This is a genomic window from Xanthomonas sp. MLO165 (assembly GCF_018831305.1).
GTDB classification, from domain to species: Bacteria; Pseudomonadota; Gammaproteobacteria; order Xanthomonadales; family Xanthomonadaceae; genus Xanthomonas; species Xanthomonas arboricola.
This window is the reverse complement of record NZ_CP029263.1, coordinates 4346181-4362736: the sequence shown is the minus strand read 5'-3', so window position 1 is coordinate 4362736 and position 16556 is coordinate 4346181. Positions and strand designations below refer to the sequence as shown.

Genomic DNA, 16556 nt, shown 5'->3' with positions numbered 1-16556 from the left:
CGCCGAGCCCTTGCCGGCGCTGCGTTGACAGTCGCTTGAGCCCGGCGTAGCGTCCGCTTGATCCGATGCCTGTTCAGCATACGCATGCCGCTGCGCATCGCCCGCGTTTTCAGCACTGATGCCCTTAAGGAGGGTCCTATGAGCAACGGCAATGGTGTGACGGCAACCCTGTCCGAGGCTGTCGATAGCGTCAAGAGCACTGCCACCGAACTGGGCGAGACCATCGCCAGTACTACCAGCGACGCGGTGGCCAGCGTGCAGGACGCGGCCGGCACGGCGGCGGCCGAGGTCAAGATCCGCGTCGCCAAGGCCCGCAAGGCCGTGGTCAAGGTTGAACAGCGCGTCGTCGAAAAGGCTGGCGATGCAGCCACCGCGGTCAAGCGCAGCGTGGCCAAGACCAAGCGCTCGCTGGTGTCGGGCAAGGAGGCCGCCAAGGACAAGTTGACCGCCACCAAGGACGCTGCCAAGCAGAAGCTTGCATCTACCAAGGATGCCGCCAAGCAGAAGCTGAGCAGCACCACCGATGCTGCCAAGAAGAAACTGGCCAACACCAAGGCCAGCGCCAAGCAGAAGCTGGAAACCGCCAAGGCCAATGCCAAGGCCGAAGCGGCAGCACTGAGTGCCAAGACCGCGGCCAAGAGCGCAGCGCGCAAGAGCGCGGTGGCCACGGTAGGCGCGCGTGCGGCAGCGAAGAAGGCTGCGGCCAAGGCGGCGCCGGTCAAGAAGCCGGTCGCCAAGACCATCGTCAAGCCCGCCGCCAAGAAGGCACCGGTGGCCAAACAGACCGCCACCAAACAGGCCGCAGTGAAAAAGGCCCCGCTCAAGAAGGCGGTGACCAAGACCACCTTGAAGAAGGCCGCCAAGGTCACCAAAACCCCGGCCACACGTGCCGTGGCCAAGACCACCGCCGCCCGCAAGGCGGTGGGCAAGAAGGTGGCCAAGCGCGTGACGCGTTGATGCTGCGGCACCAAGATGGCATTGCACGCTGACGATGCGTTGGCCGTGCAGACCGACAAAGGCCGGCGCTGTCTGTGCAGCGCCGGCCTTTTCTGTGGTGTGATCGTTAACGAGGCGGTCCCTTGCTTGCTGCGCTCATGTGATCGGGCAAGTGACTGGATCTGACATTTGAACCGGATGGGCATCTGTCCGCACCGCTCGCCAGATGCGGGACATCAAGCCACTCTCCTCACGGAGCGAGAAGGTACGGCTTGCACGCCATGGGCGCGCGTCCTTGAGCGCCTGCGCTGCAAGAATGGGTTGGGTGTGCAGCGGCGGTAGCGTGAAACCGACGAAGCCGCATGTCGTCCCGCATTCGCGAGGCTTCGCCCGTACCCTCATCCGCCCTGCGGGGCACCTTCTCCCGATGGGGGACGAAAACTGGAAGCCATCGCTTCCGCTAATCCGACTCCCGATTCCCAAATCCCAAATCCCAAATCCCAAATCCCAAATCCCAAATCCCAAATCCCAGCTACTCCATTCCCTTGACCAACTGCTCGGCGCCCTTGCGAATACCGGCCTTGGCGGCGTCGTAGGCGCCCAGGCTGGCCTTGATGTTCATTGCGCTCGGATACTGTTTTTCGACATAGGCGGCGAGCAGGCGGTTGCTCTGCGCGTCGAAGATTTCCACCGCGTAGCTGACCGAGCCGGAAAACGCGCCTTCCTTGCCGCGTGCGGCCTGCACCGCGTTATAGGAACCGCCGCCCAGATCCACCTTCATGAAGGTGCCCAGCACCCGCTTGCTGGGCTTGGCACCGGTCAGGCTGATGTGCACGCGCAAGGTGTCGCGATCGGCCACCGTCGCGCGCTGCCAACGCTGCCCGATCGCATTGCCGAACTCCTGTTGCATGTAATCGGCGAGCATGCGTTTGTCCTGCTCGGGCACGTCTTCGAATTGCGCGTCAGGACCGCGATAGATGCTGACCGGCTCGACCAGTGCGGCGCGGTAGCGCGTCCAATCCACCTCGCCCTGGTAGGCGTATGGCATGCGGTCACCACGGCTGCCATCGTGCGGGCGCAGATAGCTTGAAGACGGCAGCTGGCTGTACGGCATCGGGCGCGTACTGGCACAACCGATCAGCGTCACGCCGACAACCAGCAGCGCGCAGCAGCGGACAAGGGAATGCAACGACATGGGCAAATACCTGGAGAGGAAGCAGATAGGGGCAAGCACGCGCCAGCAGGGCCGCGCGCTCAATGCATCAGATAGCTGGCCACCGCCAGCGCAAACACCACTGCGGCGGCAGTGAACAACACCCCGCTCTTGGCCCACTGCTGCAGCCGGCGGGCCTGACGCGCGCTGCGGATATCCGGCAGTTCGCTCCAGATGTCGCGATTGCGCGTGCCGGTGCGGCCGCAGCGAAAGTCCAGCAGGAGGACATCGGCGACAGGTGCAGGAGCAACGCTGTCGTTGGCAGCCGTATGCGGTGCCAGTAGCGCGATGGCGGCGGGGGAAAGCGGGGTGGAACGGATCGAGTGAAACATCACCATGCATCCTGGATGCGTGCGGTGAGTGCACTGTAGGCAGCGGGTGTTGGAAACTTATTGGGTTTGGCGCTGGGCGATCGCCACGCGCCACCTGCGTTCAGCCGGTGCGGCGCACGCCCTCGCTGGCGAACACCACGCGCACGCACAGGCCGCGGCCCTCGTGGCCTTCGCAGGTTTCGATGCTGGCTTCGTGCAGGCGCGCGATGCCGGCCACCAGCGACAGCCCGATCCCGCTGCCCTGCACCTGGCTGCCGGCAACCCGGTAGAAGCGTTCGAAGATGGACGCGTGGGCACTCTCCGGCACGCCGGGGCCGTCATCGCTGACCTGCACGAACGGATGCAGCGCATCGGCGCGCAGGCAGTAGCCGCAACTCACTTCCACCATGCCATGAGGCCGGCCATAGCGGATGGCGTTGTCGACCAGATTGCGGATCAGGATACCCACCGCATCCACATCGCAACGCAGCAGGCACGGCGATGCTTCCACCTGCAGATTGATGTGGCGGGCCTCGGCCTGCACGCTGAATTCGTCCAGCACATGCGAGATCAGCTCGCCCATGTCCACCTGCTGGTACGCCGCCGAACTGATGCCTGCATCCAGCCGTGCCAGATCCAGCAATTGCTCGGCCAGCCGATTGCTGCGGCGCGCGGTTTCCAGCAGCTGCTGCAGCGCCGCGTCCTTGGCCTCCAGCGTGGGTGCGCGCAGCGCGACCTCGGCGTAGGCATGCAGCGCAGACAGCGGGGTGCGCAGTTCGTGCGCGGCGTCTGCCACGAAATCGCGCTCGGCCTGCACGGTCTTTTCCACGCGGGCCAGCAGCGAATTGAAGGAGCCGATCAGCGGGCGAATCTCGTCCGGCACCTGCGCCAGCGGCACCGGTTCGGTTTCCAGCCCGGTGCGTTGCGCGATGGCGCCGGAGATGGCGCGCAGCGGTGCGAGGGAGGTGCGGACCGCCCACCACACCAGCACGCCCAATACCCCCAGTTGCAAGGTGTTGAGCACCATCGCAATCAAGGTCTGCTTGAAGCTCATGCGCGAGGACGCATTGCCGATCGGGGTGTGCGTATCGACCGCGGCCGGCGGCTCCGGTTGCGTATCGAAGCGGTGCTCCAGCGCGTCGGGCAGGGCGCTGATCAACTGGTCGCCGAACATGTTGAGCTCCTGCTCGAACACGCTGTGATGGCCCTGGGTGACCAGGGCGACCAGGATCCACAACGAGGTGGACCAGCTCAACAACACGATTGCGGCCAGCGCCGCCAGCATGCGCGCCTGCAGCGATTTCATTCCGGTGCCTTGCCGACCATGTAGCCCTGGCCATACACCGTGGAGATCAGCTCGTCGCCCAGCTTGCGGCGCAGCTGGTGCACGTACACCGCAATCATGTTGCTGCCGCCTTCGGACGGGCCGCCGTAGACGCCTTCTTCCAGTTGATCCTTGGTGACCACGCGCCCGGCGCGTTCCATCAGCGCCAGCAGCAGGCGGTATTCGTGCGCGCTCAGCGCCACCCACTTGCCGTCGCGGGTGACCTTGCGGCTGCTCGGGTCCACGCAGACATCGCCCTGCGTGAGCAGCGGCACCACGCGTCCCTGGCTGCGCCGGGTGATCGCTCGCAGCCGCGCCATCAGCTCGTCGAACTGGAACGGTTTGACCAGATAGTCGTCGGCACCGGCATCCAGGCCGCGGATGCGGTCGGTGAGCTGGCCGCGCGCGGTCAGTGCGATCACCGGCGTGGCGTCGTAATGGCCGCGCATGAAGCGGATCACCGTCAGCCCGGACTCGCCCGGCAGGCCGATATCCAGCAGCACCGCGGTGTAGCGGTGGTCCACCAGCACGGTCTTGGCGGCATTGGCGCTGCCGACGTGGTCGATGGTCCAGGACTGCTGGCGGACGCCATCGCAGATCGCGTTGGCCAGCATGGTGTCGTCTTCGACAAGCAGCAGGTGCATAGGTGTTCCGCCGGGCCCAGGGCCAGTCCGAGATCGGCAGCACTGTCGGAGATGGTCGTTAGGCAAATATTAGTGCATGGCCCGCCGGGCCGTTACAGGCGGCCGGCAGCCCTGCCATTGCGCAGGGCCCCAGGGCCACGCAGGCGCTAGCGCTGCAGGATGGCGCGCAACGCCGCTTCCAGATGGACATACTGGAAGCGGAAGCCGGCATCCAGCGCGCGTTGCGGCAGCACGCGCTGGCTGATCAGCAGCAGCTCGGCCATCTCGCCGAAGCCCAGCCGCAGCAGGCCGGCTGGCAGCGCTAGCAGTGCCGGACGATGCAGCACGTGGGCCAGGGTGCGCGCGAACTCGGCATTGGTGACCGGGGTCGGTGCGGTGGCGTTGTGGGCGCCGGACTGGCCGTGTTCCAGCAACCACAGCAGCAAGGCCACCATGTCGGCGCGGTGGATCCAGCTCATCCAGTGGCGGCCATCGCCGAACGGGCCGCCGCCGCCGAAGCGGAACGCCGGCAGCATGCGGGCCAGGGCGCCGCCGTCGCGGTCGAGCACGATGCCGGTGCGGACCCAGCTCACGCGCGGGCCGAGTGCGGCGATCCTGGCCGCTTCGGCTTCCCAGTCGCGGCACAGCTGCGCAGAGAAATCGTTGCCGGCGTGGTCCGCCTCGGTCAGGACGCTGTCGCCCCGCTCGCCGTAATAGCCTACCGCCGAGCCGGAAATCAGCACCGCCGGGCGCCGTTCGGCCGGCTGCTGCGCGATCCAGGCATGCAGCTGGCCGGTGATGCCCAGGCGCGATGCGCGGAAGCGCTGCTTGCGCGCATCGGTCCAGCGGCCGGCCGCCAGCGGCTCGCCCGCCAGATTGATGACCGCATCGGCCTGCACGCCGTCCAGCGTGTCCACCACGGTCATGCCGGGCAGGCGACGCGCTGCGCGCCGCAGGTCGCGGGTCAGCACGCTGACCTGGTGCCCGGCCTGCACGAGTGCCGGACACAAGGCCTGGCCGATGAAGCCGGTGCCGCCGGTGATGAGCAACTGCATGGGACATTCCTGCGCCGAATCGATGCGGCACGATAGGCCAGCGCTGCCTGCTGCAAAGTGAAGTCGCTGCTGCACCCGCTGCGATGGCCGCGTGCGGCACCAGGACGGCGGCCGGGCGCAGCGCGCGTCCACCAGTAAAGACCGGCAAGCCCCAAACGCCAACGCGCCGGACAGGCCGGCGCGTTGGGTGCTTGCAGACGCTGCAACAGGCTCAGCGCGAGGATGACACCGCGTGGGCGCGCTCGAAGTGCGCCGACACCACGCGCCGGCTTTCTTCCAGATGCTGCTTGACCGGCGCGCTTTCGGCGGCGGGCAGCAGTTCGGCGTCGATGATCTTGATGGTGTCGCCGTGGTCGCTGACCATCGTGCGCAGGAACGCATTGCGGTAGGCGTCCTTGCCATCGGGCAGGGTCGCTGTCTTTGCCAGTGCATCCACCGCTGCCTTGCCCTTGGCGCGCATTGCATCGGCACGCGGGCTGTCGGTGGCACCCAGCGCCTTGCTCTTTTCCAGGTTGGCTTCGTGGTCGTGCAGCAACTGCTTGGCGAAGGTGTCGGTCGCACCACCCAGATCCTGGGAGATGGCCTGCTTGGCCAGCGCGATTTCGTTTTCATCCAGCGCCGCCAGCACGCCGAGCACGGCGGGATCGCCCTTGGCCAGTTCGGCAGCGCCGGTGCCGCTGACCGGCGCGGCAGTCGGCTCGGGCGATACTGCCGGCGCAGTCCGCGAGGCATCGCCGCCGGGGCGATCGCAGGCGGTCAGGGAGAGCACGGCAAGGAGCGATGTCGCGACAAGAAGGGATTTCATGGAGGTCCTAAAAGAATGCGGCCAATACTGCCGACGGTGAAATGCAAAGGAGCCGCTACGCGGCTCCGGTGATGCGTGGATCGGCGCCTGCCGGTCAGGCCAGCTGCGCCTGGGCGGCTGCGCCAAGGCCCAGCGGTCTAGCTGGTGTACGCACGCTGTCCTGTGCAGTGCGGCACACGCGCGCCATGCGTGCGGTGCGCTCGCGAATCAGCGCGTGTTCGCTGGCCGGGGCACTGCCCAACAAGCTGGCGACATGGAAGCCTAGGATGTCCTCCGCGCGGTCGCCCTGGTCGCTGACGATGTGCGGAACCAGCCGCTCCAATCGCTCCAGCTCCTGCTGCACTTGATACGGGGTTTTCATGATGCTCTCCAATGAGTAACGGTCTTGCTCAACACATACTGCTCAACTATTGCGTGCACCCAGCCGCTGCCAGCAGTCGGTGGCCAATTGCTCGTAATTGGACTGCGTACTGGATGAAATGAAGTGATGCTCCAGGCGGTCGCGAAACAGGCGCAGACGTTCCTGATCGCTCGAACGCGGCGCCTGCAGATAGATATCGCAGGCCATCTTCACCACCGGGGACAATTCGCTGAACTTGCCTGCACCCAGATTGCCCTGCGCGTGCCGCGCCTGCCAATGCGCGATTTCGGCTTGTACATCGATGACGGATGGGTCTCTGCTCATGACTTCGCGTGGTCCGGGTTAAACAAACTTGACATGCAGGGTAACTGCGGCTGTGTCAACGAATGATCATCGAACCCGACTATTCAACGCACTGCCGCGCTGCGTGCTTAACTGGTCAGCTTGCAGTTGCGCCTCTACACGCTGCGTATGCAGGCCATGTCGCGCATGACGTGCAGTGCGATCGAGGCGATGGCGTCGTGCTGAGTAATAGCCAGCAATCGATTGCATTGGCTGAAATGTCGGCCATCGAGGTGTGAGGCTTGCATCGCGCATCGGCTGGTAGCTGCGTTGGTGAGCGAGAAAACCCCTGCGCAATGCCGCAATTTACGGAAGATTCTGAATCGTTCCACACTTGTGTAACGTCTGATGCTTAGGATGTGGGATGACTTTAGGGAGATGAGAGTACTCAGGATGCAGGACAGCGAAAGCAGCCGTAAGCCGCAAGCCGCCAGCGGTACCTCCGAAGCACGCGTGTGGTGGCATGCCTTGGTGGAGCTACGAGGGGGACGTGTCGCCATCAGCTTGATCGTCGTCCTTGTGATCGTATTCGCGTTCTATCTGACGCTGAAATAAGCCGGTTCTCCCGGGCATCGCGTAGCGCTGCATCAATGCCTGCGTGCGTCTCAACTGTTTGAACAAGCCAGCAACGGCACTCGGCTCGATGCTGCGAGGGGAGACGTGATGGCGCACAGGCAGTACTGCCAGGTCGTGGGGCATGTCACGCGTCCGGTGGCCGAGTACGGTCACGAGCGTGCCACGCATGCCTGGGTCTGCGGTGAAATCGCACGGTTGCTGGGCGTTCGCGGCGCAGGGCACGCCAGTGACTTCAAGCATGCTGTCCCTGAGACCGTGTTTCATGTGCCCGATGAGACCTTGACCTCGGAACAGGCGCATGGACTCGGTATCGATGATGCGGCGGATTTGCTGGGCGGCATCGTGCCGCATGCCTTCCTGGCGACCAAGGTGATCGGCCACCCGCTCATTGCCGACCATGCAGCCAGCATCGCCGGATGGAACCAGACGCTGGCCACCGCGCTGATCCCGGCAACACTGGCGGGCTATACGGTGTTTTCGCGCGTCGATGCCCTGCGTACATTGGAGCTCCTGCTTCCGGATGGCGGTGTGCGACTGAAGCTGCCGACAGGCGTGGGTGGCAACGGCCAATGGCGTATCGCCGGTGCAGCGCACCTCGCGCAGGTGCTGGACAGCCTGCCGGAGCACTATTTGCGCACGCATGGCGCGGTGCTGGAGCGCAACATCCTGCAGCCCGTGACGCATAGCGTGGGCGAGCTCTGCCTTGCGGGTGTCCAGATTGCGTATTACGGCACGCAATGCAGCGTGCGCAACATGCAGGATGAAGAGGTCTATGGCGGTTCGTCGCTGCATGTGTATCGCGGATCGCTCGAGGCACTGGCTGCGACCGCGCTTCCGTCGCTGCAACAGCGGGTGGTCGAGCAGGCCTGCAGATACGATCGATTCATCACCGCCGCCTATCCTGGGTTGCACATCTCGCGGCGCAACTACGACGTGGTCAGCGGCGACGATGGGCAGGCCGGTCCGGTCTGCGGTGTGCTGGAGCAATCCTGGCGCGTCGGCGGCGCGACACCGGCCGAGCTTGCCGCGATCTCCAGCTTCCAGGATGACGCCAGCCTGCAGTGGGTGCACGCATCCACGCATGAGATCTATCAGGGCGAACCGCCCGCGGATGCGCAGATCTACTACCGCGCAGAGCGCGCCGGGCCGGGTCCGCGCTTCAAATACAGGAGGGTATCCACCGCATAATGGAAGCCAAACTTTCTAGCATCCAGATCCCGGTCGACCAGGACGAACTCAGCGGCACCTTGCTGACGCCCACCGGCATTCCCGCGGTGTTGTTCGTCCATGGTTGGGGCGGCAGCCAGCATCACAGCCTGGTGCGTGCGCGCGAAGCGGTCGGCCTGGGCTGCATCTGCATGACCTTCGATCTGCGCGGTCACGAAGGCTATGCATCGATGCGCCAGAGCGTGACACGCGCGCAGAACCTGGACGACATCAAGGCCGCCTACGATCAGCTCGCTGGCCTGCCGTACGTCGATCCGCAGTCGATTGCGGTGGTCGGGCTCAGTTACGGCGGCTACCTGTCGGCATTGCTGACGCGCGAACGCCCGGTGGAATGGCTGGCGTTACGCTCGCCCGCGCTCTACAAGGACGAGCACTGGGATCACCCCAAGGTGAGCCTCAACGCCGATCCGGAGTTGATGGACTACCGGCAACGCGTGCTGACCCCCGACGACAATATCGCCCTGGCCGCCTGTGCCGATTACAAAGGCGATGTGCTGTTGGTGGAGGCGCAACACGATGTGATCGTGCCGCATCCGGTGTTGCGCAACTACGCCAATGCCTTCGTCAATGCGCGCTCGCTGAGTGCACGCGTGATTGCCGGTGCCGATCACGCATTGAGCGTCAAGGAACACCAGCAGGAATATACGCGCACGCTGATCGACTGGCTGACCGAGATGGTGGTCGGCCGGCGCATCGCCCTGGCCAAGGAAGTGGTGGCCGCGCGCAAGCACAGGCTCAAGCAGCAGAGCGATGCGCTCTCCTCGCCGGGGCAGGAAACGAACGAATTCCGTGGCGATATCCGTGCGGTGGAGAACAGTTCCAGCTGATTCGCGCGTTCGCTAGAACGCCTCGTGCATGGCAGTGCTTTCCACAAAGAAGAACGGGCCCGTGGGGCCCGTTCTTTTTCCAAGACTTCAACCTGGCGCGCCGCCACGCCGTATGAGCTTAGACGCGCGGGTCGGTCGGGTTGCGACGTGCCGCATCACCGTGATGCTCGGAATCGAAGGCTTCGCGCACTGCGTGCTTGGCCTTTTCCCAGCTCAGGCGCGAGTTGGACTTGAACCGGTCCCAGCCGTCGCCCAGGTCGCGTTCCAGATGGTCGTCCCACTGGCGGCCGGCGTGTTGCTGACGCGCCTGCATGCCATAACGATAGGCCGGACGATAATCGTCATAGGAATACTCGGCATCGCGATAGCTCGCGCTGTCGAAGCGGCCTTCGTAATGCGTGTCGCCCTCGCGATAGACGCTATGGGTGCGATCGGCGCGCTCCCAGGCATCACGCGCAGCAAGGCGCGCTTCTTCCCATTCCAGCCGCGATTCCCCGCGATTGCGCGGCCACTCGCCGGCCAGGGTCGCTTCGGTTTCTTCCCAGGTGCTGGTTGGGCGCGTTTCACGCGCCTGCAGGCCGAAGCCGTACACGGTGGCGTAATCGCGATCGTAATCGGTGCCTTCCTTGTAGTAAGGACGGTTCTGATATTCCTGGCGCCAGTATTCGGTTTCCACTGTCGGGTCCAGGCGCTCGGCCACGCCCTTGCCGGCTGCGGCGCCGGCCACCACGCCCACCGCAGCGCCGATCAGGGTGCCCAGCGGGCCGAACACCGTACCGGCCAGCGCGCCTGCGGCAGCGCCGCCTGCAACGCCGCCCACACCCACGCCTACCGGATGCGAACCGGGTGCGCCGGAGATCGGATCACGATTCAAATCCTGTGCTTCGGCCTTGCGTTCCTGCTTGTCGAGAGGGATATCGTGGTTGCTCATGTCGTCTCCGGGGTGGCTGTAGGTGCGTCTGTCGAGCAGATCGCGAACGTGGCGCCACCTTGGCCAGCGAGGAGTGAAACGCGTGTGCTTGGACGTGAGTGCCGTCGCGACAAGACTGAACTGTGCATCTGTCGGTATGGATGAGGTCGCTGACGCCAGCCTGCAATATCGCGCTCAAGCAAGCTTGCACCGCAGGTGTATTGATTTATCGAATGGCCTTACGTGGTTGGTGTGTACGGATAATCTGTATCAAGACGTCAGCCGATAACGCCAAGCGTATTTCCACAAAGCGGTGGCCTTCAGAAGATGCGGCCGTATTGCCCTGCAGGTCATCGAAATGCCTTCGAAAGCAGGCACTACAGATGTTTCAGCGATCGATATTTCTGGCTGGCTGTGCGAAACGCAGTACCTGCGGCCATGTCGATGCACGGGCGCTTGAACGATGCTCGACGCGGCAACGCAGGTGGACGACGCCAGCATGACCACAAGGTCATTGACGCGATGACATTGCAGACGTGCGATGCAATCCATCCGCAGCCAGCCTGGCTGCAGCGCTCAACGATCAAGCGTCATCGATGAAAGCAGGGCAGGCACGCCGCTTCCAACGTCAAACCACGCTCACCCGCCGTGCGTGCCCAAGGTACGTGCGCCGGTCAAGATCATGCGCAACATCTGCGAGATCTGTTCGATTAGCTCGGGATCTTTTTCCGGCGGCGAGTCCATCGCCACCGCGCCCATCGCAAACACCAGCCGGGTGATCGCCTTGGACACCAGCGCCGGTGCATGCAGCTTGGCGTTGTCGGCGGCGGCCAGGCGGATCAGGTCCACCCGCAGCTCGTCTTCGAAATAGCTGAGCTCGCGCTCCACCGCCTGCTTGAATGCATCCGAGCCCACCGCGCCTTCGCGCAGCAGCACATGCAGCAACTTGTCGTCGGCGCGCAGCTGCTCCATGAAGGCTTCGACCGACACGCGGATGACGCTGCGGTCGGTGGAGGTGGCGCGCTGGCGGGCCTGGCCGATGATGGTGCGCAACGAACGCCCGGCCAGATCGATCAAGGCCACCGCCAGCTCGTCCATGTCGCGGAACTGGCGATAGAAGCTGTTCGGCGCGATGCCGGCTTCGCGTGCCACCTCGCGCAGGCTCAGCGTGGACAGGCTGCGATGCGGTCCGATCAGCGACAGCGCCGCGGCGATCAGGTCCTCGCGTGAAATCGCCGGCTTGCGTGACGGCGGCGCGTCTTGGGAAGGCAGGGCGATGGAGGTCATGAGGCAGCAGCTAGGCGTGGGCCTGAATCATAGCTCCTCTGATTGATATACAACTGTATACACGGCTGTGCATGCATGCGTATAGTGCAATCCATGAACCTGGCATCTCCTCCCAAGTCCAAGTCCCCATTGCCGACGCGTCTGGCGCGCCGGCTGGTGTCGCCGCAGCTGTTCGACTTCTGGGCGACCCGGCTCAACCCGCTGTGGACGCTGGAACGGCCGATGGCCCGCCTGGTCGCGCGCACGGCCGCCAGCCGCGACGCGGTGACCCTGGTGCTGCGGCCCAATGGCCACTGGCAGGGCCTGCAGGCCGGCCAGCACGTGAGCCTGGGCGTGGAGATCGACGGCCGCCGCCTGCTGCGCAGCTATAGCCCGACCGTGCTGGCCGATGGCCGCCTGGCGATCACCGTCAAGGCGATCGAGGGCGGGCTGGTCAGCCGCTACCTGGCCGGCGCTGCGCCGATCGGGACGGTGGTGTCGCTGGATCCGGCCTTCGGCGACATGCTGCTGCCGACCACCCCGACGCCGCTGTTGCTGCTGGCGGCCGGCTCGGGCATCACCCCGATGCGCGCGCTGCTGCAGGCCGCCGCGCAGGCCGGCATGCCGATGGACGTGGACCTGCTGTACTGGGTGCGCCAGCGCGACGAAGCCTGCTTCGTCGACGAATTCGAGGCGATGGCGGCCGCCCATCCGCGCTTGCGCGTACGGCTGCTGACCACCCGCGAAGGCGCTACGCCGGCGGCGCGCATCGATACCTATCCGTTGGAGCAGATCGCCGATCTCTCCAGCCGTCACGTCATGGTCTGCGGGCCGGGCGGTTTCGTGCAGGCGGCGCGTGCACGCCTGCAGGGCCGCGTGGCCGCGTTCCAGGCCGAAGCCTTCAGTGTGCCGACGCTGGAAGACGGCGAAACCGGTGACGTGCAGGTCCAGCTGTCACGCAGTGGCCGTACGCTCAGCCTGCCGCGCGGCCGGTCGCTGCTGGAAGGACTGGAAGCACAAGGCTTGCGCCCGAAGTACGGCTGCCGCATGGGCATCTGCAACAGCTGCGCCTGCGCGCGCCAGTCCGGCACCACGCGCCACCTGTTGACCGGTGAGCGCAGCAACGAACCCACCGCACAGGTCCGCCTGTGCATCAGTGCCCCGAGCACTGACCTGATCCTGGATCTGTAAGGAATCTTCATGAGCCGAGTCCATAACCGCGCCCTGTCCGCTGCCGAACTGCAGTCCTTCGGCGACGAGCTCGATGCCATCCGCGCCCGCGTGCAGAGCCAGGTTGGCGCTGCCGATGCGCGTTACATCCGCCGCATCGTGGCGGCGGTGCGCTGGACCGGCGTGGCCGGTCGCGCGCTGCTGTTCCTGGGTGCGTTCGTGCACAGCGTGCTGATCCCGGCGTGGATCGCCGGCGTGGTGCTGCTGACCCTGTCCAAGATCCTGGAGAACATGGAGCTGGGCCACAACGTCATGCATGGCCAGTACGACTGGATGGGCGACCCGCAGCTCAACGGCAACACCTACGAGTGGGACATCGTTGCCACCGGCGACAACTGGCGCAAGACGCACAACTTCAAGCACCACACCTACACCAATGTGCGCGGCATGGACGACGACATCGGCTACGGCCTGCTGCGCATCTTCCCCGAGCAGCGCTGGCGTCCGTTCTACCTGCTGCAGCCGTTCGTGGCGGTGTTCTTTGCGCTGCTGTTCGAATGGGGCGTGGCCATCCAGGACCTGCGCCTGGGCCGCTGGTTCGCCGGCAAGATGAAGGCGGCCGAATTGCGCGCCTCGTTCCTGCCGGTCGGCCGTAAGATGGGCCGCCAGATGCTCAAGGACTACATCGTGTTCCCGTTGCTGGCCGGCCCGTTCTTCCTGACCGTGCTGCTGGGCAACCTGGCTGCCAACGTGCTGCGCAGCATCTGGACCTTCGTGATCATCTTCTGCGGCCACTTCACCGCCGATGCGGAAGTGTTCCCGAAGGAGTCGATCCGCAACGAGTCGCGCGGCCACTGGTATCTGCGTCAGCTGCGGGGTTCCTCGAACCTCACCGGCGGCAAGCTGATGAACGTGCTGTCGGGCAACCTGAGCCACCAGATCGAGCATCACTTCTACCCGGACCTGCCGGCCAATCGCTACGCGCAGATTGCGGTCGAGGTGAAGCAGGTCTGTGCGCGCTACGGCCAGCACTACAACACCGGCTCGCTGCCGCGTCAGTTCGGCCAGGTGATGTGGCGGATCGTGCGGCACGCGTTCCCGAGCCGGCCCAAGCCGGTACGCCGCCAACGCGAAGGCGCCTTGCAGGGCGCCTGATCGAAAGGGCCGCCATTGGCGGCCCTTTTTTTTGGGGTGCAGTCAGTCCCTGCCGGATCGCCACACGAGATTGCGCCTTGCCGGGGGCTCGGCATCGGTGCTTGCGGCAGGGGTGGACGCAAAGCGGTAGCGCCAGCTCGGGCAACACGCGTTCGGGCAATTTGAGCTTGCGTGCGGGTGAGATCAGCACCTGCGCTGCGATTCGAGCATGCCGTGCGCGCATACCGTTTATTGCGGTGCCCGGATCGCCGTGGCTGTTGGTCGATTGCGCGTCCTGACGGTCCAGGTCAGTGCAGGGCGCCGTCCCGGCGCCGGTCAGTGCGCAGCGCCGCGCATTAGTGCGTGGTAGGCGATGAAGCCGGTAGCCGGCAGCGCGCGCGAGAACAGCCAGCCCTGCGCCAGATCCACGCCGTGCGCGCGCAGATAGTCCAGCTGCTCCTGCCGTTCCACGCCTTCGGCAATGGTGCGTAACTGCAGCGTCTTGGCCATGTCGATGATGTGCGAGGTCACCGCGCTGGTGGCCGAATGGGTGCCGATGGTATCCACGAACGACTTGTCGATCTTCAGCGCATCCAGCGGCAATCCCTGCAGGTACTGCAGGCTCGAGTACCCGGTGCCGAAGTCGTCGATCGACACCGTGTGGCCGGCACCGCGCAAATGGGTGATGGTGGTGCGTGCCGCTTCGATGTCCATCAGGCTGCGTTCGGTCGCCTCCACCCACAACTGCCCGCTGTCCACACTAGTGCCATGCAGCGCCTGGGCAAGCACGGTCTGCACACGGCCGCTCTTGATGTCCTCGGCAGAGACATTGATGGCCACGTGCAGGGAGGGGTCAGCCGCCAGGGTGGGGCCGAGGTCGCGGATGACTTCGGCCACCACCAGGTCGGTGATCGGCAGGATCAAGCCGCTTTCTTCGGCCAGCGGGATAAAGGCATCGGGCGGGATCAGCACGCCATCGGGTTGCTGCCAGCGTACCAGCGCCTCGGCACCGACGCAGGCGCCGGTGTCGAGCGCGATGATCGGCTGGTAATGCACGACGAACTCGTTGCGCTGGACGGCGATTTCCAGCCGTGCCAGCGGCGACAACCGCCGCCGCGACACCCAGATCACCAGGCTGACCAACAGCAGCGCCAGCGCAATGCCGACCGGCACCACCTGCAGCCGTGCGGCTGCCAGCGGCCCCCGTAGATAGGCCGCCGGCTCGGTGACGACCGCGGCCCAGTCGCCGCGGCGGTCGCGGCCGGACAACACCTGGGCATCTGCGCCGGTGCCGGATGCATCGGTCGGCGCTGCGATCAGCAGCCGCTCGGCGGCAGTGCCGGTACTGCTCAGTATCTGTCCGTCCGGCGTGCCGATCGCCAACTGCAGGCCGGGCGGCAGATTGATGTCGGTCAGCGTGGTCGGATTGATCAGGACGTTGTAGTCGCGCAGTTGCAGGGCCATCAGCGGGTGTTGCGGATTGGCCAGCGGACGCAGCCGCGTGGTGACCGCAATGCCACGCTTGACCACGAAGTCGGCAGCGGTGTGCGCAACCGCCTGCGGCGATGGCCCCCATGAGGTACAGCGCAACCGGCCCTGCTGCATGTAGCCGAGTTCGACGATGTAGTGACTGGCCAGTACCAGTGCGCGCATCTGCGCCAGATGCGACTGCGAGCAGGGCGGCAGTTGCGATGCGCCCATACTCAGGAGCGCGCCATGGGCCTCGTCGAAGGCAGTGTCGGTGCGCCGGATCGACAGCGCCGCGAGCTGCGCGAGTTTGCTCTCCTCGCGGTCCAGCGCCAGCCGCCATGCCAGATAGTAGGACAGGCTGATCGGAAGCATTGCGCCCAGCAATACCAGCAGCACGGTCAGACTGATGATGCGTTGACGCTTCACCTCACCACCCACATCTGCGTGGAGGGGTGCTCACGCACGACAGCCCGTGCAGAGCGACGCTGACGCGTATCGCCCCGCCACTGGCGCAGCATGCCGGCGCCGCACGCGGACGTGCCGCGCGAGGACGCTGGAGACAGTGACGGTGGACTGATGAGGCTGCACGTCGCGAATGTACGACAGACGCGCGGGTTGCGCGCGTCCGCGGAGCGAAGCAGACGTGATTTTCTGCAAACGACGATGCCGGCAGGTGTGGCAATCGGCCTCGTCAACGGATTCACGCGCCTGCACCAGGCGGCGCGCTAGGGTCGAAGTGTCTGTGCTCCCAAGCGGGAGCCACGGCGCCACCCGGCCCCGTGCAAGGCACTCTCCCTGGAGGAATTACCATGACAACGCAGAAAGAACGCGTCGGCGGCACCGATGCGGTGCCGATCTTCAAGATGCAGGAAACCACCCGCGATGGCGAACTGACCAAGTACGTGGTCGGCGACACCGGCGTCGCCTTCGACAGCCTGGAAGGCGCGCAGGCTGCGGCCAAGGATCTGGGTGCGCTCGACGGTTGAGTCGGGCTGCAGTCCGGTCG

The 16556-nt window shown here is 65.4% G+C and carries 18 protein-coding genes; 7 read left to right on the top strand and 11 right to left on the bottom strand.

The features are described 5' to 3' along the window. Positions 1–138 precede the first annotated feature (138 nt). Complete coding sequence (locus tag DGN21_RS18325; RefSeq protein WP_104543562.1) at positions 139–957, top strand: histidine biosynthesis protein HisIE; 819 nt, start codon at positions 139–141, stop codon at positions 955–957. Between the two features lie 511 nt (positions 958–1468). Here the strand turns inward: DGN21_RS18325 and DGN21_RS18320 are convergent. From DGN21_RS18320 to DGN21_RS18285, 8 genes are all read right to left on the bottom strand, one after another. After that, positions 1469–2131 (bottom strand): DUF3313 domain-containing protein, encoded by a 663-nt coding sequence (locus tag DGN21_RS18320; RefSeq protein WP_184611841.1) that lies wholly within the window; start codon positions 2129–2131, stop codon positions 1469–1471. A 59-nt stretch (positions 2132–2190) separates the two neighbouring features. Beyond that, the gene (locus DGN21_RS18315; protein ID WP_102257208.1) at positions 2191–2481 is read right to left on the bottom strand and encodes a hypothetical protein; all 291 of its coding nucleotides are present in this window, start codon (positions 2479–2481) and stop codon (positions 2191–2193) included. 100 nt (positions 2482–2581) lie between these two features. Beyond that, positions 2582–3766, bottom strand: a complete 1185-nt coding sequence (locus DGN21_RS18310) for an ATP-binding protein (RefSeq protein WP_126966458.1) — start codon at positions 3764–3766, stop codon at positions 2582–2584. Then, positions 3763–4428 carry a response regulator transcription factor gene (locus DGN21_RS18305; RefSeq protein ID WP_016902656.1) on the bottom strand — a complete coding sequence of 222 codons (666 nt, stop codon included), beginning with the start codon at positions 4426–4428 and terminating at the stop codon, positions 3763–3765. The genes DGN21_RS18310 and DGN21_RS18305 overlap by 4 nt, the downstream gene beginning before the upstream one ends. 146 nt (positions 4429–4574) lie before the next feature. Further along, positions 4575–5462: a TIGR01777 family oxidoreductase gene (locus DGN21_RS18300; RefSeq protein WP_126966459.1), complete on the bottom strand. Its 888-nt coding sequence runs from the start codon at positions 5460–5462 to the stop codon at positions 4575–4577. A gap of 211 nt (positions 5463–5673) precedes the next feature. Beyond that, positions 5674–6267, bottom strand: coding sequence for a DUF4142 domain-containing protein (locus DGN21_RS18295; protein WP_024939702.1), 594 nt, complete (start codon positions 6265–6267; stop codon positions 5674–5676). A gap of 94 nt (positions 6268–6361) precedes the next feature. Further along, positions 6362–6628, bottom strand: coding sequence for a hypothetical protein (locus tag DGN21_RS18290; RefSeq protein WP_054591254.1), 267 nt, complete (start codon positions 6626–6628; stop codon positions 6362–6364). A 42-nt stretch (positions 6629–6670) separates the two neighbouring features. Next, positions 6671–6952 carry a hypothetical protein gene (locus tag DGN21_RS18285; protein WP_003486531.1) on the bottom strand — a complete coding sequence of 94 codons (282 nt, stop codon included), beginning with the start codon at positions 6950–6952 and terminating at the stop codon, positions 6671–6673. A 62-nt stretch (positions 6953–7014) separates the two neighbouring features. Between DGN21_RS18285 and DGN21_RS18280 the strand changes: the two genes are divergently transcribed. The 3 genes from DGN21_RS18280 (at position 7015) to DGN21_RS18270 (ending at position 9600) form a co-directional block, all read left to right on the top strand. Next, positions 7015–7209 (top strand): hypothetical protein, encoded by a 195-nt coding sequence (locus DGN21_RS18280; RefSeq protein ID WP_184578142.1) that lies wholly within the window; start codon positions 7015–7017, stop codon positions 7207–7209. 424 nt (positions 7210–7633) lie between these two features. After that, positions 7634–8734, top strand: a complete 1101-nt coding sequence (locus tag DGN21_RS18275; protein WP_184578145.1) for a DUF3182 family protein — start codon at positions 7634–7636, stop codon at positions 8732–8734. Continuing rightward, positions 8734–9600 carry an alpha/beta fold hydrolase gene (locus tag DGN21_RS18270; RefSeq protein ID WP_184578147.1) on the top strand — a complete coding sequence of 289 codons (867 nt, stop codon included), beginning with the start codon at positions 8734–8736 and terminating at the stop codon, positions 9598–9600. The genes DGN21_RS18275 and DGN21_RS18270 overlap by 1 nt, the downstream gene beginning before the upstream one ends. A 118-nt stretch (positions 9601–9718) precedes the next feature. Here the strand turns inward: DGN21_RS18270 and DGN21_RS18265 are convergent, their stop codons facing one another. Both DGN21_RS18265 and fabR read right to left on the bottom strand, forming a co-directional pair. Then, positions 9719–10531: a hypothetical protein gene (locus DGN21_RS18265; RefSeq protein WP_104569590.1), complete on the bottom strand. Its 813-nt coding sequence runs from the start codon at positions 10529–10531 to the stop codon at positions 9719–9721. 618 nt (positions 10532–11149) lie between these two features. Beyond that, positions 11150–11797, bottom strand: a complete 648-nt coding sequence (fabR, locus tag DGN21_RS18260; RefSeq protein WP_016902665.1) for an HTH-type transcriptional repressor FabR — start codon at positions 11795–11797, stop codon at positions 11150–11152. 93 nt (positions 11798–11890) lie between these two features. On the opposite strand from fabR, the gene DGN21_RS18255 reads away from it, so the two are divergent. Both DGN21_RS18255 and DGN21_RS18250 read left to right on the top strand, forming a co-directional pair. Further along, on the top strand, positions 11891–12967 hold the full coding sequence (locus tag DGN21_RS18255; RefSeq protein ID WP_184578150.1) for a ferredoxin reductase: 1077 nt from the start codon (positions 11891–11893) through the stop codon (positions 12965–12967). Positions 12968–12976: 9 nt separating this feature from the next. Next, positions 12977–14101 (top strand): acyl-CoA desaturase, encoded by a 1125-nt coding sequence (locus DGN21_RS18250; RefSeq protein WP_215825015.1) that lies wholly within the window; start codon positions 12977–12979, stop codon positions 14099–14101. 315 nt (positions 14102–14416) lie between these two features. Here DGN21_RS18250 and DGN21_RS18245 read toward each other — a convergent pair whose 3' ends face one another. After that, positions 14417–15976, bottom strand: a complete 1560-nt coding sequence (locus DGN21_RS18245) for an EAL domain-containing protein (protein WP_102582067.1) — start codon at positions 15974–15976, stop codon at positions 14417–14419. 383 nt (positions 15977–16359) lie between these two features. Between DGN21_RS18245 and DGN21_RS18240 the strand changes: the two genes are divergently transcribed. Next, the gene (locus DGN21_RS18240) at positions 16360–16536 is read left to right on the top strand and encodes a hypothetical protein (protein ID WP_046344854.1); all 177 of its coding nucleotides are present in this window, start codon (positions 16360–16362) and stop codon (positions 16534–16536) included. Positions 16537–16556 lie beyond the last annotated feature (20 nt).

Excerpts from the sequence above, each read along its gene's own strand:
- DGN21_RS18325 (WP_104543562.1), top strand. The coding sequence starts at position 139 with ATGAGCAACGGCAATGGTGTGACGGCAACCCTGTCCGAGGCTGTCGAT.
- DGN21_RS18320 (WP_184611841.1), bottom strand. The coding sequence starts at position 2,131 with ATGTCGTTGCATTCCCTTGTCCGCTGCTGCGCGCTGCTGGTTGTCGGC.
- DGN21_RS18315 (WP_102257208.1), bottom strand. The coding sequence starts at position 2,481 with ATGTTTCACTCGATCCGTTCCACCCCGCTTTCCCCCGCCGCCATCGCG.
- DGN21_RS18310 (WP_126966458.1), bottom strand. The coding sequence starts at position 3,766 with ATGAAATCGCTGCAGGCGCGCATGCTGGCGGCGCTGGCCGCAATCGTG.
- DGN21_RS18305 (WP_016902656.1), bottom strand. The coding sequence starts at position 4,428 with ATGCACCTGCTGCTTGTCGAAGACGACACCATGCTGGCCAACGCGATC.
- DGN21_RS18300 (WP_126966459.1), bottom strand. The coding sequence starts at position 5,462 with ATGCAGTTGCTCATCACCGGCGGCACCGGCTTCATCGGCCAGGCCTTG.
- DGN21_RS18295 (WP_024939702.1), bottom strand. The coding sequence starts at position 6,267 with ATGAAATCCCTTCTTGTCGCGACATCGCTCCTTGCCGTGCTCTCCCTG.
- DGN21_RS18290 (WP_054591254.1), bottom strand. The coding sequence starts at position 6,628 with ATGAAAACCCCGTATCAAGTGCAGCAGGAGCTGGAGCGATTGGAGCGG.
- DGN21_RS18285 (WP_003486531.1), bottom strand. The coding sequence starts at position 6,952 with ATGAGCAGAGACCCATCCGTCATCGATGTACAAGCCGAAATCGCGCAT.
- DGN21_RS18280 (WP_184578142.1), top strand. The coding sequence starts at position 7,015 with ATGATCATCGAACCCGACTATTCAACGCACTGCCGCGCTGCGTGCTTA.
- DGN21_RS18275 (WP_184578145.1), top strand. The coding sequence starts at position 7,634 with ATGGCGCACAGGCAGTACTGCCAGGTCGTGGGGCATGTCACGCGTCCG.
- DGN21_RS18270 (WP_184578147.1), top strand. The coding sequence starts at position 8,734 with ATGGAAGCCAAACTTTCTAGCATCCAGATCCCGGTCGACCAGGACGAA.
- DGN21_RS18265 (WP_104569590.1), bottom strand. The coding sequence starts at position 10,531 with ATGAGCAACCACGATATCCCTCTCGACAAGCAGGAACGCAAGGCCGAA.
- fabR (WP_016902665.1), bottom strand. The coding sequence starts at position 11,797 with ATGACCTCCATCGCCCTGCCTTCCCAAGACGCGCCGCCGTCACGCAAG.
- DGN21_RS18255 (WP_184578150.1), top strand. The coding sequence starts at position 11,891 with ATGAACCTGGCATCTCCTCCCAAGTCCAAGTCCCCATTGCCGACGCGT.
- DGN21_RS18250 (WP_215825015.1), top strand. The coding sequence starts at position 12,977 with ATGAGCCGAGTCCATAACCGCGCCCTGTCCGCTGCCGAACTGCAGTCC.
- DGN21_RS18240 (WP_046344854.1), top strand. The coding sequence starts at position 16,360 with ATGACAACGCAGAAAGAACGCGTCGGCGGCACCGATGCGGTGCCGATC.